Annotated in this window: 14 protein-coding genes; 7 read left to right on the top strand and 7 right to left on the bottom strand. The window is 66.0% G+C overall.

Annotated features, from left to right (window positions below; translation table 11 throughout):
- Positions 1–134: 134 nt before the first annotated feature.
- On the top strand, positions 135–2153 hold the full coding sequence (locus AC3WOS_RS20885) for a bifunctional 2',3'-cyclic-nucleotide 2'-phosphodiesterase/3'-nucleotidase (RefSeq protein ID WP_492718187.1): 2019 nt from the start codon (positions 135–137) through the stop codon (positions 2151–2153).
- Here AC3WOS_RS20885 and AC3WOS_RS20890 read toward each other — a convergent pair.
- The gene (locus tag AC3WOS_RS20890; protein ID WP_492718189.1) at positions 2129–4732 is read right to left on the bottom strand and encodes a cation-translocating P-type ATPase; all 2604 of its coding nucleotides are present in this window, start codon (positions 4730–4732) and stop codon (positions 2129–2131) included. The two genes, AC3WOS_RS20885 and AC3WOS_RS20890, sit on opposite strands and share 25 nt — an antisense overlap.
- A gap of 176 nt (positions 4733–4908) precedes the next feature.
- Between AC3WOS_RS20890 and AC3WOS_RS20895 the strand changes: the two genes are divergently transcribed.
- Both AC3WOS_RS20895 and AC3WOS_RS20900 read left to right on the top strand, forming a co-directional pair.
- Positions 4909–5622, top strand: coding sequence for a cytochrome b/b6 domain-containing protein (locus AC3WOS_RS20895; protein WP_492718190.1), 714 nt, complete (start codon positions 4909–4911; stop codon positions 5620–5622).
- Between the two features lie 125 nt (positions 5623–5747).
- Positions 5748–8144, top strand: a complete 2397-nt coding sequence (locus AC3WOS_RS20900) for a heavy metal translocating P-type ATPase (protein WP_492718192.1) — start codon at positions 5748–5750, stop codon at positions 8142–8144.
- A 22-nt stretch (positions 8145–8166) separates the two neighbouring features.
- Here the strand turns inward: AC3WOS_RS20900 and AC3WOS_RS20905 are convergent, their stop codons facing one another.
- The 6 genes from AC3WOS_RS20905 to AC3WOS_RS20930 all read right to left on the bottom strand — a co-directional run bounded on the left by AC3WOS_RS20905 (position 8167) and on the right by AC3WOS_RS20930 (position 15097).
- Positions 8167–9648 (bottom strand): APC family permease, encoded by a 1482-nt coding sequence (locus AC3WOS_RS20905; RefSeq protein WP_492718193.1) that lies wholly within the window; start codon positions 9646–9648, stop codon positions 8167–8169.
- A 73-nt stretch (positions 9649–9721) separates the two neighbouring features.
- Positions 9722–11134 (bottom strand): gamma-aminobutyraldehyde dehydrogenase, encoded by a 1413-nt coding sequence (locus AC3WOS_RS20910; RefSeq protein WP_492718234.1) that lies wholly within the window; start codon positions 11132–11134, stop codon positions 9722–9724.
- Between the two features lie 74 nt (positions 11135–11208).
- A complete protein-coding gene (locus AC3WOS_RS20915; protein WP_492718195.1) occupies positions 11209–12018 on the bottom strand; it encodes an ABC transporter permease in 810 nt (269 codons plus the stop codon).
- A complete protein-coding gene (locus AC3WOS_RS20920) occupies positions 12008–12973 on the bottom strand; it encodes an ABC transporter permease (RefSeq protein WP_492718196.1) in 966 nt (321 codons plus the stop codon). Before AC3WOS_RS20920 ends, AC3WOS_RS20915 begins: the two co-directional genes overlap by 11 nt.
- Positions 12970–13974 carry an ABC transporter ATP-binding protein gene (locus AC3WOS_RS20925; RefSeq protein ID WP_492718197.1) on the bottom strand — a complete coding sequence of 335 codons (1005 nt, stop codon included), beginning with the start codon at positions 13972–13974 and terminating at the stop codon, positions 12970–12972. The genes AC3WOS_RS20920 and AC3WOS_RS20925 overlap by 4 nt, the downstream gene beginning before the upstream one ends.
- A 214-nt stretch (positions 13975–14188) precedes the next feature.
- On the bottom strand, positions 14189–15097 hold the full coding sequence (locus AC3WOS_RS20930; RefSeq protein WP_492718198.1) for a LysR family transcriptional regulator: 909 nt from the start codon (positions 15095–15097) through the stop codon (positions 14189–14191).
- A gap of 261 nt (positions 15098–15358) precedes the next feature.
- Here AC3WOS_RS20930 and AC3WOS_RS20935 point away from each other — a divergent pair, with 261 nt between their 5' ends.
- The 4 genes from AC3WOS_RS20935 (at position 15359) to AC3WOS_RS20950 (ending at position 22341) form a co-directional block, all read left to right on the top strand.
- Positions 15359–16531, top strand: coding sequence for an ABC transporter substrate-binding protein (locus tag AC3WOS_RS20935; protein ID WP_492718199.1), 1173 nt, complete (start codon positions 15359–15361; stop codon positions 16529–16531).
- A 208-nt stretch (positions 16532–16739) separates the two neighbouring features.
- On the top strand, positions 16740–18092 hold the full coding sequence (locus AC3WOS_RS20940; RefSeq protein ID WP_492718200.1) for a DUF1329 domain-containing protein: 1353 nt from the start codon (positions 16740–16742) through the stop codon (positions 18090–18092).
- A 52-nt stretch (positions 18093–18144) separates the two neighbouring features.
- The gene (locus AC3WOS_RS20945; RefSeq protein WP_492718202.1) at positions 18145–19929 is read left to right on the top strand and encodes a DUF1302 domain-containing protein; all 1785 of its coding nucleotides are present in this window, start codon (positions 18145–18147) and stop codon (positions 19927–19929) included.
- A 51-nt stretch (positions 19930–19980) separates the two neighbouring features.
- A complete protein-coding gene (locus AC3WOS_RS20950) occupies positions 19981–22341 on the top strand; it encodes an efflux RND transporter permease subunit (RefSeq protein ID WP_492718204.1) in 2361 nt (786 codons plus the stop codon).
- The last annotated feature ends 6 nt before the right edge of the window (positions 22342–22347 follow it).

Consider the following 22347-nt stretch of genomic DNA (forward strand, 5'->3'; position numbering starts at 1 on the left):
GCTGAAATCAAACCTGAGATTATACCCTAGCGGGGGCCGCCCTGGTCCATAGACGTGGCACGGGCGCTAGACCGGTGCCCGTGGCGGGCGTATCATGCGGCCGATATTGCGAAAATCATACGAGCCAGCCGCCCATGCACCACAAAGTCTCCTTGTCTGTACTATCCCTGCCATTGTTGCTGTCCTGTGCGGCGGTGTTGGCTGCGGACGGCGCCGCACCGCCGGCCGGCAGCACCGCCACCCTGGCCGTACTGGAGACGACGGACCTGCACGCGACCGTGCTCAGTTACGATTATTACAAGCTCAAGCCGGAACCGGCCATCGGCCTGGAACGCACGGCCACCCTGATCCGCCAGGCTCGCGCCGAATTCCCCAACACGCTGCTGCTCGACAATGGCGACGCGATCCAGGGCACGGCGCTGGCCGACTACCAGGCGCTGGTGGCGCCGCCGCCCTGCGACCGGGCGCTGGCCATCTACCGTGCGCTCGACGCGCTGGGCGTGGAGGGCGGCGGCATCGGCAACCACGAGTTCAATTACGGCCTGGCCTACCTGAGCCGGGTCACAGGCAGCGCGTTCCAGGTGGACGGGGTGGACCCGGCCGCGCCCCGCTGCGTCGGCCCCCATTTCCCGCTGGTGCTGGCCAATGTGTACAGCGCGCGCACGCACCAGCCCCTGTTCGCTCCTTACCGGATTCTGGAAAAACAGGTCAGCGCCACGGGGCCGGACGGCAAGCCGTTACGGACCACGATCCGGATCGGCATCATCGGCTTGACCCCGCCGGCCATCCTGGACTGGGACAAGGGCGCGCTGGAGGGCAAGGTCTACACGGAAGGCGTACGCGAAACGGCACAAAAATACATACCGAGGATGCGGGCCGAAGGCGCCGACCTGGTGGTGGCCATCGCCCACGGCGGCATCGACGGGGCGCACTATACGCCAGCCATGGAGAACGCCGGCCTGTACCTGGCCCAGGCGCCCGGCGTGGACGCGATGCTGATCGGCCACGCGCACCAGACCTTCCCGGATGCCGCCAGCACCGCCCCGGCCTTCAACCTGCCCGGCGTGGACAAGGTGCGCGGCACCGTCCACGGCGTGCCGACCGTGATGGCCAGCCTGTGGGGCAAATACCTGGGCGTGATCGGCCTGCACCTGCGCTACGACGGCCATCGCTGGCTGGTGGACAAGGAGCGCACCACGGTGGAAGCGCGCAGCATCCAGCATGCGGACCGCAGCTTCGTCGCGCCCGATCCGGCCATCGCCGCGCTGGTGGCGGACGAGCACGCGGCCACGATAGCCTACGTGCAAACGCCGCTGGGCAGCAGCGACTTTCGCATGGCCAGCTATTTCGCCGACGTGGGTGACCCCGGCGCGATCGAACTGGTGAACCGCGCCCAGACGGAATACGTGCGCCGCTACGTGCAGGCCAACCTGCCGCAATACGCCGGCCTGCCCGTGCTGTCCATGGCCTCGCCGTTCAAGACCGGGGCGGCCGGGGTGGGCGATTACACCGACGTCAAGCCCGGCCCGGTGGCGCTCAATAACGCGGCGGACCTGTACCTGTACCCGAACGCCCTGTACGCGGTCAAGGTGACGGGCGCGGAACTGCGGGCCTGGCTGGAAAAGGGGGCCGGCCGCTTCCGCCGCATCGATCCTGCCGTGAGCACGCCGCAGGAACTGGTCGATACGGCTTTCGCCGGCTTCAATTTCGACATGCTTACCAGTCCGGACGTGCACTATGAGATCGACGTGACCCGCCCTGTGGGCCAGCGCATTGTGGACCTGCGCTACCGGGGCGCTCCGGTGGCGGCGGAGCAGTCCTTCGTGGTAGCCACCAACAGCTTCCGCGCCAATGGCGGCGGAGCATTTCCAGGCCTGGACGGCAGCAAGACCATACTGGCCGCGCCGGACGCCAGCCGGGACGTATTGATCGCCTATATACGCGCCACGCACAGCCTGACCCGCGCCGCCCATGGTTCGGCGCGCAGCTGGCATTTTGCGAAAGTGGTGCATCAAGGGCCGGTGGTCTTTCACACGGCGCCTGGCATGGTGGCGCTGGCGCGCGAGGCGGGGTTGACCAACATAAGGCAGTTGCTGGCCGACGACGGCAGCGGCAAGGGCTTTGCCCTTTACGGCATTGACCTGTCCCATTGACCGTTTGACGCCGCCCGCCGTCCGTTCAGCATCTTCTTGCAGGCCTCAAACCACAAGGTGCTGACCAGGCCCACCCCGACCGCCATCGTCAGCAACGGCCAGGTGGGCAGTGTGAATCCGAACAGGGTGCGCACCTGCGGCACGCCAAGAACCAGTGCCAGCAGCGCCAGGGTAGCGGTGCTGCTCCACCGGTAGGCGTGGTTGACGGCGCCGGTCTTGTTCCAGCCGTTGCCGGACCACGTCCGGTTGGCGTAGATCAGCCCCAGGTTAGCGCACACCAGCGTGACGAAGGTGAGCGCGCGCGCCAGCGGATCGGCGGCCCCGGCGGCGCGCAGCGCCAGGTTCAGGGCCAGCAGGATGGCGAGCAGGCCGGCGCCCTGTATCAATCCCCGCAGCAGCACTTCCCGGTCGAACAGGCGTGCCCCGGCCGCGCGGGGTGGTGCGTGCATGGCGCGCGGTTCGATCGCTTCGGCTTCAAAGACGACCGAGCAGGCCGGGTCTATGATCAGCTGCAGGAACAGGATATGCACCGGCATCAGCAGCGCCGGCCAGCCAAACAGCACGGGGAAGAACGACAGCCCCACGATGGGCACATGCACCGCCACGATGAAGGCAATGGCCTTGCGCAGGTTGGCAAACACGCGCCGTCCGTGGCGCACGGCGGTGACCAGCGAGGCAAAATCGTCGTTCAGCAGCACCAGCGCGGCCGCTTCGCGCGCCACGTCCGTGCCGCGTACGCCCATGGCGACGCCGATATCGGCCGCCTTCAGGGCCGGTGCGTCGTTGACGCCGTCGCCCGTCATGGCCACCACGTCGCCGCGCGCGCGGAAGGCTTGCACCAGCCGCAGCTTCTGGGCCGGCTGGACGCGGCAAAAGATGTGGGTGTCGGCCAGGCGCGCGGCCAGGGCTGCATCGTCCATGGTTTCCAGTTCGGCGCCGGTGATGGGGGCGCCGTCGGCCGTCAGGCCGGCCTGGCGCGCGATGGAGCGGGCCGTGGACGGATGGTCGCCCGTAATCATCACCACCCGCATGCCGGCGCGGCGGCATTGCGCGATCGCCTCGGGCACGTCGGCGCGTACGGGATCTTCCAGCGCCACCAGGCCCAGGAACTCGAAATCGAAATCGTGCTGCTTGTCCGGCAGGCCTGGCGCGGCGACGGGCGTGGTAAATTCGGCGCGGGCCACGCCCAGCACGCGCAAGCCGTCGTTGGCCATGGCCGCCACCTGGCGCGCAATGGCGGCGCAGCGCTCCGGGGAAAGGTGGCACAGGTCCATGATCGCTTCCGGCGCGCCCTTGGCCGCAATCAGCAGGGCGCGATGGTCGGGCGACTGCCAGACGCGCGACATGGCCAGCATTTCGGGCGACAGCGGATAGTCGTCCACCAGCGTCCAGTCGTCATGCAGGTGTTCGGTATTGGCCAGCAGTTGCTGGCCGGCCGCCGCGATGGCCGTTTCCATCGGGTCGAAGGCGCGGCGGTGGCTGGCCAGCACGGCATATTCCAGTACGCCGTGCAGTTCCTCCTGCAGCGGCAAGGCGGCGTCGGTCACCGTGTCGTAGGCGGCGTCGTCGCACCACAGGGCGCGCAGCTGCATGTGGTTCATGGTCAGCGTGCCGGTCTTGTCGACGCACAGCACGGTGGTCGCGCCCAGCAGCTCGATGGCGGGGATGCTGCGCGCCAGGACCTTTTCGCGGGCCAGCCGCCATGCGCCCAGGCCCAGGAAGATGGTCAGCACGACGGGCAGCTCTTCCGGCAGGATGGCCATGGCCAGCGTCAGGCCGGCCAGCAGGCCGTGCAGCCAGTCGCCCAGGCGCAGCCAGTAGAACAGCGCCAGGCAGACGGCCAGGGCCAGGCCGGCAATGGCCACCTGCTTGACCACGCGCGCCGTTTCCGCCTGCACCGGCGTGGGCTGGGCGCCAATGCTGGCCAGCGATTGGCCGATCCGGCCCAAGGCGCTGCGCGGACCGGTGGCGATCACGCGCCCGCGCGCCGTGCCCTGCGTGACCAGCGTGCCGGAATACGCCTGGCACACCGCTTGCGGCGCGTCCGGTGCGGCAATGACCGGCTGCATGCCGGGTGTGCCGGGCGCGGCGGCGACCTTGGCGACGGGGACCGATTCACCGGTCAGCATGGACTCGTCCACCGTCAGGTTGGTGGCCGCCAGCAGCAACAGGTCGGCCGGGACCCGGTCGCCCTCGGCGATCAGGATGACGTCGCCGCACACGAGGGCCGCCGCCGGCACCTTGCCGATCTGGCCGTCGCGCATCACGGTGGCTACCGGATCGGAAAGGGCGCGCAGGGCTTCCAGCGAACGTTCCGTGCGGCGCTGCTGGACGAAGGAGATGGCCATCACCACGAACACGAAACCCAGCAGCATCCACGCTTCGTTCTGGTCCCCCAGCAGCAGGTAGATGGCGCCGCAGGCGACCAGCAGCAGGAACATGGGTTCGAATACCACTCCGCGCAACAGGTTCAGCGCGTTGCGCGGCTGGGAGACGGGGAGGGCATTCGGACCGTCCTGTTGCAGACGCCGCATGGCTTCGGCACTGCTCAAATCGTCGCGCGTCAAGTCTTCTGGCATGTTCCGGGCTGGCCGTGCGGCCTGTTCTCTGAATGCCGCCGCAGCGGCGCATGATTCGAGTCTAGCACGGCGCTTACTTAATTTGGCTGCGTAAGAATTGCTTAATGTCGCGGTACCATCATCGCTATCATGACGGATCAGGCGTGGCCCGATCCAAATCGACCAAGGAGAGCAAGATGACTGAATTGAAGGGCACTGCCGCCGCCGCGGCGGATGGCAAGGTGCTGGTATGGGATGCGCCGGTACGCGTGTTCCACTGGCTGATGGTGCTGTGCTTTGCCGGCGCCTACCTGACGGCGGAGGAAGACAGCCTGCGCCTGCTGCACGTGACACTAGGCTACAGCATGGGCGGTCTGGTGCTGTTCCGGCTGTTGTGGGGCGTGGTCGGCACCCGCCATGCGCGGTTTACCGATTTCGTGCGTGGCCCGGCCAAGGCCATGGCATACCTGCGCAGCCTCGCGCAGCGCAAGCCGCAGCACTTCGTGGGCCACAATCCGGCCGGCGCGCTGGCCATCGTGGCCATGCTGGGCCTGACCCTGGTCATCGTCGCCACCGGCTGGATGCTGTTCCAGGATATGGGCGGCGACGCACTGGAAGAGACCCATGAACTGCTGGCCAACCTGATGGTGGGGCTGGTCGCGGTGCACGTGGCGGCCGTGGTGCTGAGCAGCCGGCTGCATGGCGAGAACCTGGCGGCGGCCATGGTCACGGGCCGCAAGCGTGGTACGGCGGGCGAGGCGATCCGCAGCGCATGGCGTCCGCTGGCCGTGGTGCTGCTGGCTGCCGTGCTGGGCTTCGGGGCGCTGCAGTGGTATTACGCGCCCGCCGGCATCCCCGCCCTGAGCGGCAAGGGTGAGCATGCTGCCGGGCAGAGCGAGCATCATCATTAACTCGCGCCGGCCGGCGGCCATCGTTTGGCCGCCCGGTCAGTTGCCGGCGGATTGACGCCGGCACTTGACCTTACTATGGTGGTAAGGTGCACACTGTAGGTCACGTGTTGCTACCGGAGTAAGTAATGAGTGCTGTCAGTCTCAAGGAACTGGACCTGCCCATCGCGGGCATGACGTGCGCCTCGTGCGCGGGGCGGGTGGAAAAGGCGCTGGGCGCCGCGCCTGGCGTGCACAGCGTGTCCGTCAACCTGGCCAATGAAACGGCCCGCGTGACGGGCGATGCCGGCATGTCCGCTGCCACCCTGGCCGGCGCGGTGCGCAAGGCCGGCTATGACGTTCCTACCCATGAATACACGCTGGCCATCGGCGGGATGACGTGTGCTTCCTGCGCCGGCCGCGTGGAAAAAGCCTTGTCGGCAGTGCCGGGCGTACTGTCGGCCACCGTCAACCTGGCCACGGAACGGGCCAGCGTGACAGTGGCCGGCGACGAAGCCGATGTCGCGCGGTTGGCCGCGGCGGTGGTCAAGGCCGGCTATGAAGCCAGCCCCGCCGATGCGCCCGGTGCGCCGGCAGCCGCATCGCGCCAGCTGCCGGAACCGTGGCAGATCGCCATCTCGGCCGCGTTCACCATCCCCCTGCTGGCACCCATGGTGGCCAATCTGTTCGGCGTCCACCTGATGCTGCCGGCCTGGCTGCAATGGGCGCTCGCCACGCCGGTGCAGTTCTGGATAGGTGCGCGTTTTTACCGCGCCGCGTGGAAGGCGCTGCTGGCGCGCACGGGCAATATGGACTTGCTGGTGGCGCTTGGCACCTCGGCCGCCTACGGCTTGAGCCTGTATTTGTGGCTGACCCAGCCGGGCGGCATGATGAACCTGTATTTCGAGGCGGCGGCCGTCGTCATCACGCTGGTCCGGCTGGGCAAGTGGCTCGAAGCGCGCGCCAAGCGCCAGACCACGGAGGCCATCCGCGCGCTGCAGGCGCTGCGTCCCGACACGGCGCGCGTGCGCAGCGGCGCCAACTGGCGCGAAGTTCCCGCCGCGGCGCTGCGGGTGGGCGACGAGGTGCAAGTGCGTCCCGGCGAACGCATTCCGATGGACGGCGTGATCCTGGAAGGCGGCACCCACGTCGACGAGTCCATGCTGACCGGCGAGAGCCTGCCCGTCAGCAAAGGCCCGGGCGAGAAAGTGATCGGCGGCGCCGTCAACGGCGAGGGCGTGTTCGTGGCCCGCACCAGCGCCGTAGGAACCGAATCGACGCTGGCGCGCATTATCCGCGCCGTGGAGGATGCGCAGGCGGCCAAGGCGCCCATCCAGCGCATGGTGGACCAGGTCAGCGCCGTTTTCGTGCCGGCCATCGTCGCCATTGCGGCCGTCACCTGCATCGGCTGGTGGCTGGCCGGCGCCGGCTGGAGTACGGCCATCCTCAACGCGGTGGCGGTGCTGGTGATCGCCTGCCCGTGTGCGCTGGGCCTGGCGACGCCGACCGCCATCATGGCCGGCACCGGCGTGGCGGCCCGTCACGGCATCCTGATCAAGGACGCCGAAGCGCTGGAACTGCTGCACGGGGTGCAGGTGGTGGCCTTCGACAAGACGGGGACGCTGACAGTGGGGCATCCGCGATTGGCGGCCCATGTCGCCGCCGATGGCGATAACAAGCGGCTGCTGGCGCTGGCGGCGGCCGTCCAGCAGGGCAGCGAACACCCGTTGGCGCGGGCCATGCGCGATGCCGCCCAGGCCGAAAACATCACCGCGGTGGCGGTGCTGGATATGAAAGCGGTGCCCGGCTATGGCGTGACGGCGCAGGTGGATGGGCAGCCGCTGGCCCTGGGGAACGAGCGCATGATGGCCCAGCATGGCATCAGCGTCGATGCCTTGCGCGCGCAGGCGCGCGAGCAGGAGCAGGGCGGCGCCACGGTGTCCTGGCTGGCGCAGCTCGGGCAATCGCCCGCGCTGATCGGCATGCTGGCCTTTGGCGACGCCGTCAAGCCGGAAAGCCGGCAGGCCGTGGACCGGCTGCATGCGCTGGGCGTACGCACCGTGATGCTGACCGGCGACAACCAGGGGGCGGCCGACCATATCGGCCGTGAGCTGGGTATCGACGAAGTGCATGCCCAGGTTCTGCCGCAGGCCAAGGGCACGGTCATCGCGGAGTTGCGCAAGGCCGGCCAGCGGGTGGCCATGGTGGGGGACGGCATCAACGATGCGCCCGCGCTGGCGGCGGCCGACATCGGCGTGGCCATGGGCAGCGGCACCGACGTGGCTATGCAGACGGCCGGCGTGACGCTGATGCGGGGCGATCCGCGCCTGCTGGTGGATGCCATCGACATCTCGCGCCGTACCTACAGCAAGATTCGCCAGAACCTGTTCTGGGCATTCATCTTCAATATCGTGGGGGTGCCGCTGGCCGCATTCGGCCTGCTCAACCCCATGATCGCCGGCGCCGCGATGGCGTTCTCCAGCGTGACGGTGGTGAGCAACGCCTTGCTGCTCAAGCGCTGGCGGCCGGCGCCACCGTCAGCCTGAGCGTGCCCGCTCGCCCACTCGATCAGTCGTCCAGGTGCAGCAGATGCGCATCGCCCGATGGCGACGTGCCATGGTCGTACGGCCGCGCCGTCAGCATGTAGAGCAGGCCCAGGCCCACTACGGCGGCCGTGCTGATGATCATGCCGTAGTTGCTGAACCAGGGATCGCCCGGGCTGCGCGGCCACACCATATCGACAATGGCCAGCACGCCGTAGCCCAGTGCCGCCACGTTGACCACCCAGCCCCAGCGGCCCAGCGTGAAGGCGCCGGCGGGGCGCCAGCCTTTCCAGCGTGCGATCAGCGCGGCCAGTACCAGCATCTGGAACGCCAGGTAGATACCCACCGCCGCGAAGCTGATGATAGTGCTGACGGCGTCCGCCAGCCACAGCCCGCACAGGGCCAGGGCAGCCGGCACCAGGCTGGAAACGAGCAGCGCCACCACCGGCACCCGGGTCTTGGCGGACAGCTTGCTCAGGTAGCGGCTGCCGATGATCATCTGGTCGCGGCCATAGGCGAACAGCAGGCGGCTGGCCGCGGCCTGGAGGCTGAGCAGGCAGGAAATGAACGATACCAGCACCACGGCCAGCACGGCGCGGAAGCCCATCTCGCCCATGGCGCTGCGCAGGATGGTGGCCACCGGGTCCTTGTCCTTGCCGCTCAGGACCTGCGCCATGTCGGGCACGGCCAGTACCAGCGCCAGGCAGACGAAGATGGCCGAGGCGCCGCCCACGTAGATCGTCATGCGCATCGCCTTGGGGATCATTTCGCCGGGGTTCGGGGTTTCTTCGGCCACGTCGGCGCACGCTTCGAAGCCGTAGTAGCAGAACATGCCGCCCACTGCGGCGGCGGCAAAGGCCCACAGGTAGCTGCCGTTGGCCTGCACGCCGTGGGTGTCGAACACGGCGCCCCATGGCTGGTGACGGGCGAACAGCAGCAGGTAGCCGCCGACCAGGATGGCGCCGATCAGCTCGCAGATAAAGCCGAACATGGCTACGCGCGCCAGCAATCGGGTGCCGCTCAGGTTAAGCGCGGTGGTCAGCACGATCATGGCGATGGCCACCACGGTGTTGATGACCGGGCCCGGCTCCATGCCCAGCGCCTGGCTGAGGAAGGGCGCCGCGCCCGTGGCTACGGCGGCGATGGTGGTGCACAGCGCGCAGGCGTAGACCCAGCCCGCCATCCACGCCCAGCGCTTGCCCACCAGCCGCCGCGCCCATGGGTACAGGCCGCCTGAGATGGGGAACTGCGACACGATCTCGCCGAACACCAGGCATACCATCAGCTGGCACAGGCCGATCAGCAGGTAGCTCCAGAACATGGGCGGGCCGCCGGCAGCCAGCGCGTAGGCGAACACGGTGTAGACGCCCACCACGGGCGAGAGGTAGGTGAAGCCGAGCGAGAAATTCTCCCACTTGCTCATGGTGCGGTCGAAATTGGAGCTGTAGCCTAACGCCCGCAACTGTTCGCTGTCGTCCACCAGCTTGATGTTATCCGTGATCTTCATCCGATTGCTCGCTCTCAAAGTGGTCTGCCATGCCGGGTGATGCGGGGCGGCGTCCGCACGCCGCCCCTTTGGTTCAGTGCTTGATCATGACGTGCCGTACCAGGCTGTAGTCGTCCAGCGAATAGCCTGACATGTCCTTGCCGTAGCCGGACTTCTTGACGCCCCCGTGCGGCATCTCGCTCACCAGCGTGAAGTGGGTGTTGACCCAGGTGCAGCCGTACTGCAGTTCGGAGGTGACGCGCATCGCCTTCGATATGTCCGGCGTCCAGACCGAGGAGGCCAGGCCGAAGTCCGAATCGTTGGCCAGTTCGATCGCCTCGTCCACGCCGTTGAACGGGGTGATGGACACCACGGGCCCGAACACTTCGCGCCGCACGATTTCATCGGTCTGGCGCGCATGGGCGATCACGGTGGGGGCATAGAAGAAGCCTTCCCGGTCCAGCGCATGGCCGCCGCAGGTCACCTCCATGTGGTCGCTGTCGGCGGCGCGCTGCACGAAGCTGGCCACGCGGCCCCGCTGACGCTCGCTGATCAGCGGCCCCATTTCCACGCCGGGGTCGTCCGGCCCGCCGGCCCTGATGGTGGCGACGGCGGCTGAAAAATCGGCCACGAAGCGGTCGTAGATCTTCTTTTCCACATACAGGCGGCAGGCTGCCGTGCAGTCCTGGCCAGCGTTGTAATAGCCGAAGGTGCGCAGCCCTTCAATGGCAGAAGCGATGTCGGCATCCTTGAAGATGATGACGGGCGCCTTGCCGCCCAATTCCAAATGGGTGCGTTTCATGCCGTTCGAGGCGCTTTCCAGGATGCGCTGGCCGGTCGAAACGTCGCCCGTGACGGAAATCATGCGCACCTGCGGCTGCGTAATCAGCGGCACGCCGACCGTCTGGCCCCGGCCCAGCACCACGTTGACGACGCCCGGCGGGAAGATCTCGGCCATGTACTGGGCCAGTTGCAGCGTGGTGAGCGGGGTTTGCTCGGACGGCTTGAGCACGCAGGTGTTGCCGGCTGCCAGCGCCGGGCCCAGTTTCCAGGCCGCCATCATCAGCGGATAGTTCCACGGCGCGATGGAGGCGACCACGCCCAGCGGGTCGCGCCGTATCATGCTGGTATGGCCGGCCAGGTATTCGCCCGCGACGGAGCCGTGCATGTTGCGGATGGCGCTGGCGAAGAAGCGGAACACGTCGGCGATGGCCGGGATTTCGTCGTTCAGCACGGCCAGGTAAGGCTTGCCGCAATTGAGCGATTCCAGCCGCGCCAGCAGGGGGCCGTTCTGCTCGATCTTGTCGGCCAGGGCCAGCAGCATGGCGGCCCGCTCGCGCGGCACCTTTTTGGCCCAGGCCGGAAAGGCGCGCTGCGCCGCTTCCACCGCCAGCGTCACCTGTTCCGGCGACGCCTCGTGCATGTGGACGATGCTCTTGCCGGTGGCCGGATTGATGATGTCTTCCAGTTCGCCTTCGCCGGTGATGAATTGACCGTCGATGAACAACTGCTGGTGCAAGGTGATCGATTCCATGTCTCTCCTGTCCTGTTATGAGGGGGTGTTCAGTCTGAAAAAGACGCTTATCGGGCGCCGCCTGCCGAGCCTTCCATGTCGCGTGTGAGGTAGTAGGCGCCCAGTATCGGCAGCGCCGTGACGCAGATGACCATTAGCGCGACCACGTTGGTGACGGGCCGGTCGCGCGGACGGAACAATTCGTTCATGAACCAGACCGGCAGCGTGACCTGGTCGCCGGCCGTGAAGATGGTGACGATTACCTCGTCGAACGACAGGGCGAACGACAGCATGGCGCCGGCCAGCAGCGCCGTGGCCAGGTTGGGCAGCACCACGTGGCGGAAGGTCTGGAAGCCGTCGGCCCCCAGGTCCATCGACGCTTCGATCTGGCTGGCCGGGGTGCGCTTGAGCCGGGCATACACGTTGTTGTAGATGGTGACGATGCAGAACGTAACGTGGCCCAGCACCACCGTCCACAGCGATGGCGTCAGCTCCAGCAGTTTGATCGAGGCCAGCAGGGCGATACCGGTGACGATGCCGGGCAAGGCGATGGGCAGCACCAGCAGTACGGTAAAGCCGCTCTTGCCGGGAAAGCGCTCCAGGTGCATGGCGCCGGCGGCCAGGCTGCCCAGCACCATCGCCGCCAGCGTGGACAGGGCGGCGATGCGCAGGGACAGCCCCAGCGCCTGCCAGATGTCGTCGCGCTGCATCAGTACGTGGAACCAGTGCAGCGTCAATCCGGGCGGCGGGAACTGGAAGGTCTTGTCGTCGGTGGTGAACGCATACAGGGCGATCAGCAGCAGCGGCAGGTGCAGGAAGGCGATGGCCAGTGCGGCCATGCATTTGAGCGCCAGCGGCGCCTTGCGGTCAGAGTGCATCGAACGCTCCCAGGCGCTTGGCCAGTACCAGATAGACGGAAATGAGCACCACCGGCACCACGGAGAAGGCGGCCGCCAGCGGGATATTGCCCGCCGTGCCCTGCTGGACGTACACCATCTGGCCGATGAAATAGCCGGGCGCGCCGACGATGCCGGGGATGATGTAGTCGCCCAGCGTGAGCGAGAAGGTGAAGATGGAGCCGGCCACCACGCCCGGCAGCGACAACGGCAGCAGCACCTTGAAGAAGGTCTGCGACGGCCGCGCCCCCAGGTCGCTGGACGCCTGCAGCAGGTTTTCCGGCACCCGCTCCAGCGCCGCCTGGATAGGCAGGATCATATAGGGCAACCAGACGTAGGTGAACACGACGAACATGCCCAGGTAGGAAGTGGACAATGCAGGTCCGCCCAGCACCGGCATGGCCAGCACGGCATCGAGCAGCCAGCCCAGGTGCAGCTGCCCGGCCACCCAGCTGACGATGCCTTCCTTGGCCAGGATCAGGCGCCAGGCGTACACCCGCACCAGGTAGCTCGACCACAGCGGCACCATCACGGCCAGGTACAGCAGGGCGCGCGTGCGGCCGCGCGCGTAGCGGGCCATGTAGCAGGCCAGCGGGTAGGCCAGCAACACGGAGGCCAGCGTGACGGCGCAAGCCATGGCCACGGTGCGGAAGATGATGTCGAGGTTGGACGGTGTGGTCAGCAGGTTGCTGTAGGTGGACAGCGTCAATTGTGGCAGCACCTGGCCGGAAAATTCGTCGAGCGTATAGAAGCTTTGCAGCAGCAGCACGAACAGCGAGCCGGCATACACTACGCCGAACCACAGCAGCGGCGGCAACAGCAACAGCAGCAGGAACAGCGTGCGGCGCCGGTACAGCAGCGACGACAGCGCGCGCAGCGGCGCCGGACGTGGCCGGGCGACGACGTTGGCCTCCATGGTGGCGCCGGCCCCGTTCATGGCCGCGCATCCAGGAAGCGCAGGGCCGGCAGCGGAATGCCGATCTCGATCTGCTGTCCCACGGCGGGCAGGCTGCCATGCTGGTCGTGGCCCACGGTGGCGATCACGGTCTGGTCGCCGTCCAGTGTGACCATGGCGCGGCTGACGGCGCCCAGGAACTGCAGATCGCTCAAGGTGCCGTGCAGGCGGATCTCGCCCTGGCCGGCGGGGCCCAGGCGCACATGCTCGGGCCGCACGGTGGCCGGCGCCCGGCCCAGCGTGCGCTGCCAGAAATCGCCCTGCAGCAGGTTGGAGGCGCCCACGAAGTCGGCCACGAACAGCGTGGCCGGTGCATTGTAGATGTCGTGCGGCGTGGCGATCTGCTCGATGCGGCCACGGTTGAAGATGCCCACCCGGTCCGACATGCTGAGCGCCTCGCCCTGGTCGTGCGTGACGTAGATGAAGGTGATGCCCAGCTTGCGGTGCAGCGCCTTCAGTTCGAACTGCATCTGCTCGCGCAGCTTGAGGTCCAGGGCGCCCAGCGGCTCGTCCAGCAGCAGGATCTTGGGCTGGTTGATCAGGGCACGGGCCAGGGCCACGCGCTGGCGCTGGCCCCCGGACAGGGCGGACGGGGCGCGGTCGCCCAGCTCGGCCAGGCGCACCAGTTCCAGCATCTGGTCGGCGCGCCGCAGCCGTTCGTCCTTGGCCACGCCGCGCACCATCAGGCTGTAGGCCACGTTGTCGCGCACATTCATATGGGGGAACAGGGCGTAATCCTGGAACACGGTGTTGATGTCGCGCTCATAGGGCGGTGCGCCGGCGGCGTCCACCCCGTTGATGAGCAACTGGCCGGCCGTGGGCTGGTCGAAACCGGCGATCATGCGCAGGCAGGTGGTCTTGCCGGAGCCGGATGGGCCCAGCATGGAGAAGAACTCGCCCTGTTCGATGGAGAAGCTGACGTCATCGACGGCGCGCATGGCGCCAAAGGCACGGCTGACATGGTTGAATTCGATCGCTTTCAAAAGGCTACCTTTTTCGATGACATCGTTGCACGTGGCGGAGAGTGCGCCGTCGCTGGCGGCCGCAGGGGCTGTCAAACTGGAAATGATTGTACGAGCAGGGGCAAGCCCCTTACCAATACTGATTTCCAAAAACACATATCGAAAAAAGCGATATCGCCCCCGGCGCCGGGCTGGGCCGGGATGGGAACGGGACAAAAACAGGGCGGGCTGGGGATCAGGCCGTGAGCTGGCGGCTGTATTCGCGGGCGATCAGGAGGAAATTGCGGGTGGCGTCGGACAATTCGTAGCCGCGGCGCCACGCCACGCCGATTTCCACATTGGGCAGTTCTTCGGCCACGGGGCGCGCTTCCAGGCGGTCGCCTTCGAGCGACCAGGGGCGGTAGATAAAGTCGGGCAGCAGCGTCACCCCGGCGCCCGTGGCCACCAGGCTGCGCACGGCTTCGACCGAGGTGGTGCGCATGATATTGGCGTTGTTGCCCACGTGGCGGCGCATCAGGGCGCCCGTCATTTCATCGATGGCGTCGTTTTTCAGCATGATGATCGCGTGTTCGCGCAGCTGTTCCAGCGATATCTTCTTGTGCTCCAGCAGGGCATGGTGGATGGGCAGCCATACCCGCCACTGCGACTGGGTCAGCATCTCGGTGCCGATGGAATAGGGGTCCTTGACGTTGGAGATGATCATGATGGCGACGTCGATCTCGCCATTAATCAGCAGATCCTGCAGGAATTCAGGCTTGTCCTCGATGACGTTGACCGTCACATGGGGCAGCACGCGGCGGTAGCGGTCCAGCAGATAGGGCAGGTAGTAGCCGATCATCAGGCCTGTCACGCCGATGTTGAGCGTGCCCGATACCGTGTCCGGCCGCTCGGTGATGGCGTTGCGGGCCCGCTCGATGGCGGCCATGATTTCGTGGCAGTGCCGCAGAAACTGGTGGCCGGCGTGGGTCAGCGACATGCCGCGCGCGTGGCGGTCGAACAGGCTGGTGCCCAGGTCTTCTTCCAGGCTGCGGATCGATTCCGTGATGGCCGATTGCGAGATATTGAGTTTCTGGGTGGCGCCCGTGATGGATTCAGACTGGGCCACGGCAGCGAAATAGCGAATATTGCGTATCGAGATGGACATGGAACCGCGCCGCAAGTGAAGGTACTTTAATTATGCATCAATTATTCCGATACCTCGTATAGAAATTAAAATCTTGTGACTATTCCGCAATATTCATAGAATCAATTCACTTTGGCAAGGTACTAACAAAAACACGTCCGCCTTGCCGAATCGTTCTACCGTCGCCTGTCCGTAGCACGGCATGACACCCGCAGAGGTGGCCGGGGATGGGAGGCGCAAGCTGGTCCAATAATTCCAATAAACAGGATGAAGGGAACGCAGATGACGACGGAAAACAAGCCGCAGTTGCGGCTGAGGATGGTCGTATTGGCCGCCGTGGCGGCAGCGACACTGGGCGCCGCGGCGCTGGGGCAGGCGGCCGTGAACCAGCCGGCCGGCGAAGGGCAGGTCAGCATCATCGCCTGGCCCGGCTATATTGAACGGGGCGCTTCCGACAAGGACTACGACTGGGTCACCCCGTTTGAGCAGGCCAGCGGCTGCAAGGTGTCGGTCAAGACGGCCAACACGTCCGACGAAATGGTGTCGTTGATGAACCAGGGCGGTTACGACCTGGTGACGGCATCGGGCGACGCTTCCTTGCGCCTGATCCGCGGCAAGAAGGTGCAGGCGATCGACGTGGCGCGCATACCCAGCTACGCCGCCATCGACAAGCGCCTGGCCAGCGCCCCCTGGCACACGGTGGACGGCAAGCACTACGGCGTACCGTACCAGTGGGGCCCGAATGTGCTGATGTACAACACCAAAGTCTTCCCCACGGCGCCCACCAGCTGGTCCGTCGTGTTCGAACCGGGCAAGCTACCGGACGGCAAGGCCAACAAGGGCAGGGTGCAGGCGTACGACGGCGCCATCTACATCGCCGACGCCGCCATGTACCTGATGAACAAGCGTCCCGAGCTGGGCATCAAGGATCCCTACGAATTGAACGAAGCCCAGTACCAGGCCGTGCTGGCCTTGCTGCGCCAGCAGCGCCCGCTGGTGGCGCGCTTCTGGCATGACGCCAACGCCCAGGTACAGGACTTCACCAACGAAGGCGTGGCCGCCTCGGGCGCCTGGCCGTTCCAGGTCAACACGCTGCGCGGCAACAAGCAGCCCATCGCCAGCGTGATCCCGAAAGAAGGGGCCACCGGCTGGGCCGACAGCACCATGATGCACGCCCAGGCCAAGCACCCCAGCTGCGCCTACCAGTGGATGGAATGGTCGCTCAACAAGAAAGTACAGGGCGACCTGGCCGCCTGGTTCGGTTCCGTGCCCGTGGTGCCGGCCAGCTGCGACAACAAGCTGCTCGGCCCCAAGGGCTGCGCCGACAACGGTATCGCCTACCTGGAAAAGCTGCACTTCTGGCGCACGCCTGAAACGCAGTGCAAGAGCCAGGGCACCTGCGTTCCCTACAGCCGCTGGACCACCGACTACATCGCCATCATCGGCGGGCGTTAGCGGCGCCTTCCACTCCACCTGCAGCGGTGCCTGACCGTCCGGCCTCCAGCCGGATGGTGGGGCGCTGCACGCCCGGGGCCTGACACGGCCGCCGGCACCGATCCAAGCACACCGGATGCCGCGGCATCCACCGTATCGCGTAGGCGAGCCTGGCGTTCGTCCACTGTTTTGCATCACTGCTCGGTACAACACATTACAAGGGGAAAACATGAAACTCAAAAAATTGGCGCTTTGCATGGCACTGGGATATGGCGCTTGCGCCGGGGCGGCGGTTGACCTGACCCCGGTCGGCGCGGAAAAGGCGGGCAACAAGGACAACACCATCCCCGCCTGGAGCGGCGCCACCGACAAGCCCCAAGGCAACTGGGCATGGGGCAAGCCGCGCGGCGACTTCTCCCGTTACAAGGATGAAAAGCCGCTGTTCGTGATCGACGCCGACAACGTGGACAAGCACGCCGACAAGCTCAGTCCCGGCCAGGTGGCCATGGTCAAGCAGATGAAGGGCTACCAGATGCAGGTCTACCCTTCGCACCGGGGCTGCTCCTATCCCGACTTCGTCCTGAATAACACCACCAGCGGCGCACCCAAATCGAAGATCGCGGCCGACGGCTGGTCGCTGGAAGAGGCCAGCCTGCCGGGCGTGCCTTTCCCGCAACCCAAGGCCGGCATCGAAGTGATCTGGAACTACCTGATGCGCTACCAGGGCGTGGGCGTGGAGTGGCAGGATGCGCACACCACCGTGTCGCCGCGGCCCGGCTCCAGCACTGGGGTCGATACGCGCTGGGACCAGGCCGCCTACTTCCCATGGGGGAAAAAGGGCACCACGTCGCCGTCCCAGGTCAAGGGCGTGCAGCAGGGCTTCTACTACGCCTTCAAGGAACCGCCGGCATTGGCGGGCCAGGCCCTGATCCAGAACTACTTCCTGGCCAAGGATGCGGAATCGTTCTACTACTTCACCGGCCAGCGCCGCGTGCGCCGCCTGCCCAACTACGCCTACGACACGCCGCTGATCGGCTTCGAGAACCAGCTGCCGAACGACGGCTTGTTCATGTTCTACGGTAACCCCGACCGCTTCAACTGGAAGATCGTGGGCAAGAAGGAGATGTACATCCAGTACAACAACTTCGGCTCCACCAGCATCGCCCTGCGCGCCCAAGGCATCAAGCAGCCCTACGTGGACAACGACGCGCGCCGCTATGAGCTGCACCGCGTGTGGGTGGTGGAAGCGACCGTCAAGCCGGGCGTGCGCCACCTGACGCCGAAGAAAGTGTTCTATTTCGACGAGGATACCTGGCTCGCCTCCGACAGCGAGGACTACGACGCCCAGGGCAAGCTGTGGCGCCAGAAGGAGTCGGGCGTGTATCCGGCCTGGGAAATCGGCGCCTGCACCAATACGGCACTGTACTACCTGAACGACTTCGTCAGCGGCCGCTATGTGACGGACTCCAACGTGAGCGGCGGCGGCAAGGACTTGCGCTTCTATCCCGAACCGGGCAACAACCCGCGCATGCACGACGACTTCTACACCTCGGAAAACCTGCGCGCCATCAGCGACCGCTAGGACCCGGACCGATCCGAACAATTTGATACAGGGGTAGCAAATGAAGAGGAAAGTGATAAGTGTACTGGTGCGTGGCGCGGTGTACGCCATGGCGCTGGCGACTGTACCGGCACAGGCGGTGTCGGTCAAGAACGAGTCGGGCTCCGTGGAGGGGGCCTTCGATTCCACCCTGACGATGGGGTTCGGCAAGCGCCTGCAGGGCCAGAACTGCGCGCTGGTGGGCGATCCGTCCGTGTGCGGTGCCAACGCCAACACGGCTCAGTGGTCGGCCGGTGACAACGGTGACCTGAACTACAACAAGGGCGACATCTTCAGCGCCTATCTGAAGGGCACGCACGAACTGCTGCTGTCCATGCCGGAAGAGAAAATCAAGTTCATGGCCCGCGCCAGCTGGATGAAGGACTTCAAGGCCGACGACACGCGCCGCACCGACCTGTCCGACAGCGCCCGCGACCAGGTGGTCAACGACGTGCGGCTGCTGGACCTGTGGGTCAGCAAGGAAGTGCGGGTGGGCGAGCAGAATGCCCGCATCCGCTTCGGCAACCAGGTCATCAACTGGGGCGAGAGCCTGTACGGCATCGGCGGCCTGAACGTGACCAACGCGCTGGACTTGCAGCGCCTGATGGTGCCGGGCACCCAGATCAAGGAAGCCGTGCTGCCGGCGCCCATGCTGAGCGTGGCCAGTGCGCTGGGCAATGGCCTGAACATGGAAGCCTACTACCAGTTCCGCTGGAACCGCAACCGCGTGCCGCCCGTGGGCAGCTATTTCTCGGTGGCCGACTTCTACGACCGCGGGCGCGAACCGGTCAGCTACATGGGCACCAACTACAACCAGACGGCGCTCGATCCGGCCGCCGTCAGTCATTCGCGCAATCCGCCCGGCGCCGACGTGCTGGCCACGCTCAGCCCCGACTTCTGGATGCCGGTGCTGGCCGACCGCACACCCAAGAACAACGGCCAGTACGGCCTGGCGCTGCACTACAAGCCGCAAGGCTCGGTGTTCGACCTGGGCTTCTACGTGCTCAATTACCACGACAAGTCGCCCGTGCTCAACATCGTCAACAGCGGCACGGCCTTCCAGTGGCAGTTCCTGGAAGACCGCAAGATGTACGGTGTGAGTACCAATTTCCCGCTGGGGAACTGGGCGGTGGGGGCGGAACTGTCTTACCGGCCGCGCGATGCCGTCTCGCTGTCGGGCTGCTTCCTGTCCGGCGGCGCGCTGGACGCCAATACCAACGGCGCCGTCGTCAGCGCCTGCCCGCTGTGGGCCGACAACAAGAAGTATCAGCTGCACGTGACGTCGCAGCTGCAGCTCACGCCGGGCGACCACAAGCCGGTGCTGGACTTCCTGGGCGCCGACGCCGGCTTTGTAACGGCCGAACTGGTGGCCATCAACTACCCCGGCATCGGGCGCAACACCCGCATCACGCGCGTGATCGACGGCGTGACGGTGGACCAGGTGCCGGCCGCCGGCTACCTGACCTTCCTGGACCGCAGCGATCCGGCCAACCCGATCGCCAAGGGCGGCGGCACGGCCACCTCGTTTGGCTACGTGCTCGACTTCAACTGGACCTACGACGGCACCGTGATCGACGGCTGGCAGCTGACGCCGGGCGCCACCCTGTCGCATTCGGTCAAGGGCGATACGCCCAACTTCACGGCCAACTACCTGGCCGGGGCCAAGTCGGCCAATTTCTATCTGCTGTTTAACCAGAACCCGATCAAGTGGCAGGCCGGCATCAACCTGACCACCTATTTCGGCGGCAAGAGCGATCCGATGCGCCAGGTGTACAAGGATCGCCGCTTCATCGGCGGTTTCGTCTCGTACAGCTTCTGAGACGCGGGCGTCCGTCCCGGCGGACGTCCTGTTTGAATGGAAGGAATGACCATGCTGGCCAAAGTAGTGCAATTTTTTGAATCGTTCCTGTTCCGGCGCCGCCTGGCGGTGCTGGTTTCGCTGTCAGCGCTCACGGCGCTGATGGCGTTTTTTGCCGTGCAGCTGAAAATGGAGGCCGGTTTCGACAAGCAGATGCCGGTCGGCCATGAATACATCGCCACGTTCCAGAAATACCGCGACCAGCTGTTCGGTGCCAACCGCCTGACCATCGTGGTCAAGGCGCGCCAGGGCACCATGTGGAACAAGCCGGCGCTGACCAAGCTCTACAACGTGACCCAGGCCGTCATGTTCCTGCCCTATGTGGACCGGGCCGGCGTGCAGTCGCTGTGGACACCCAACAGTTTCGTCAACGAGATCACGGAGGAGGGCTTCCGCGCCCAGCCCGTCATTCCCGGCACCGTGACGGTGGACAGCCTGACACCGGACGTGATCGGCGACATCCAGCGCGCCACCAGCCAGGGCGGCTATGTGGGCGTGCTGGTGGCACGCGACCAGGGCAGCGCCATGATTTCGGCCGAACTGGCCGAGGTGGGCGCCGACGGCAAGAAGCTCGATTACGTGGCCTACAACCATTTGCTGGAGCAGCAGATCCGCGCCAAATTCGAGGATGACAAATACGAGATCCAGATCATCGGCTTCGCCAAGCAGATCGGCGACATTGCCGACGCCGCATCGGGAGTGTTGAAGTTCTGTGCCGTCGCCGTGTTGCTCACCGCACTTGCAGTGTACTGGTACTGTCATTCTTGGCGTCTGACGTTGCTGCCCATCGTGTGTTCGCTCACGTCACTGGTGTGGCAGTTCGGCACACTGCATCTGATCGGCTACGGCCTCGATCCGCTGGCCGTGCTGGTGCCGTTCCTCGTGTTCGCCATCGGCGTCTCGCACGGGGTACAACAGATTAATTTCATCGTGCGCGAAATCGCCCACGGCAAAAGCACGCTGGAGGCGGCGCGCCACAGCTTCACGGGCCTCATCATCCCCGGCACGCTGGCGCTGGTGACGGCCTTCGTGTCCTTCATCACGCTGCTGCTCATACCCATCCCCATGGTCAAGGAACTGGCCGTCATTTCCTCCATCGGCGTGGGCTACAAAATCATCACCAACCTGGTCATGTTGCCGCTGGCCGCGTCCTACTTCAATTTCACCCAGGCCTACGCCGACAAGGCCATGCTCAAGCGCGAGAACCGCTCCGGCTGGCTGCGTGGCCTGGCGCGCGTGGCCGAACCGCGCAACGCCGTCGTGATGTGCTGCGTGACCGTCGTCGTGCTGGGGCTGGCCGTGTGGGGCAGCCGCGACCGCGTGGTAGGCACTGTGCAGCCGGGTGCACCGGAACTGCGCCCTGAAGCGCGCTACAACCGTGATGCACTGTCCATCGCCGCATCCTACGACCTGGGGCTGGACTGGCTCAGTATCGTGTTCGAGGCGCCCAGGGATTCCTGCGACAAGGTGGCCGTGGCCGGCTTCCAGGACGACTTTGTGGCCGAGATGCAGCAGCTGCCCACGGTGCAGGCGGTGAATTCCTTCGCCGGCCAGCTGCGCATCTACAACCAGGGCTACAACGAGGGCAGCCCCAAGATGGCCGTGCTGCCCATCGATAAAGGCAATTACGCGGGCCTGGCGACGGAAATCGGCCGCACCCGCGGCTACGTCAACACGGACTGCAGCATGACGGCAGTCCACCTGTACCTGACCGACCACAAGGCCAGCACGTTGAACGGCGTGATCGGCCAGGCCAGGGCTTTCCGCGCCAGCAACAAGCTCGATGGGGTGGCGATCCGCCTCGCGTCCGGTAATGCCGGTGTACTGGCCGCCATCAACGACGAAGTGGAGCGCAGCGAACTGCCCATGATGCTGTATGTGTATGGCGCCATCGCCTTGCTGGTGCTGCTGGCCTACCGCGACCTGCGGGCCGTCGTGTCCTGCTGCCTGCCGCTGACGGTGGCCACCTTCATCGGCTACTGGTTCATGAAGGAATTCGAGATCGGCCTGACGGTGGCCACCTTGCCCGTGATGGTGCTGGCCGTGGGCATCGGCGTCGACTATGCGTTCTACATCTACAACCGCCTGCAAAGCCACCTGGCGGCCGGCGACGACATCGTCAAGGCGCTGGAAGCGTCCATCCTGGAAGTGGGCATGGCCACCATCTTTACCGCCATCACGCTGGCCATCGGCGTGGCCACGTGGTCGTTCTCGGCGCTCAAGTTCCAGGCCGACATGGGCAAGCTGCTGGCCTTCATGTTCCTGATTAACCTCGTGATGGCCATGACGGCCTTGCCGGCATGCGCCGTGGTGCTGGAACGGCTGTTCCCCCGCAAGGGCCCGGTGCGCCTGCCGGGCATCCTCAATCATTAAAGGAGC

The sequence above is a fragment of the Rugamonas sp. FW305-51 genome, from assembly GCF_058786935.1.

Bases quoted from the DNA above. Each gene is read 5' to 3' on its own strand.
- AC3WOS_RS20885 (WP_492718187.1), top strand. From the start codon at position 135: ATGCACCACAAAGTCTCCTTGTCTGTACTATCCCTGCCATTGTTGCTG.
- AC3WOS_RS20890 (WP_492718189.1), bottom strand. From the start codon at position 4,732: ATGCCAGAAGACTTGACGCGCGACGATTTGAGCAGTGCCGAAGCCATG.
- AC3WOS_RS20895 (WP_492718190.1), top strand. From the start codon at position 4,909: ATGACTGAATTGAAGGGCACTGCCGCCGCCGCGGCGGATGGCAAGGTG.
- AC3WOS_RS20900 (WP_492718192.1), top strand. From the start codon at position 5,748: ATGAGTGCTGTCAGTCTCAAGGAACTGGACCTGCCCATCGCGGGCATG.
- AC3WOS_RS20905 (WP_492718193.1), bottom strand. From the start codon at position 9,648: ATGAAGATCACGGATAACATCAAGCTGGTGGACGACAGCGAACAGTTG.
- AC3WOS_RS20915 (WP_492718195.1), bottom strand. From the start codon at position 12,018: ATGCACTCTGACCGCAAGGCGCCGCTGGCGCTCAAATGCATGGCCGCA.
- AC3WOS_RS20920 (WP_492718196.1), bottom strand. From the start codon at position 12,973: ATGAACGGGGCCGGCGCCACCATGGAGGCCAACGTCGTCGCCCGGCCA.
- AC3WOS_RS20930 (WP_492718198.1), bottom strand. From the start codon at position 15,097: ATGTCCATCTCGATACGCAATATTCGCTATTTCGCTGCCGTGGCCCAG.
- AC3WOS_RS20935 (WP_492718199.1), top strand. From the start codon at position 15,359: ATGACGACGGAAAACAAGCCGCAGTTGCGGCTGAGGATGGTCGTATTG.
- AC3WOS_RS20940 (WP_492718200.1), top strand. From the start codon at position 16,740: ATGAAACTCAAAAAATTGGCGCTTTGCATGGCACTGGGATATGGCGCT.
- AC3WOS_RS20950 (WP_492718204.1), top strand. From the start codon at position 19,981: ATGCTGGCCAAAGTAGTGCAATTTTTTGAATCGTTCCTGTTCCGGCGC.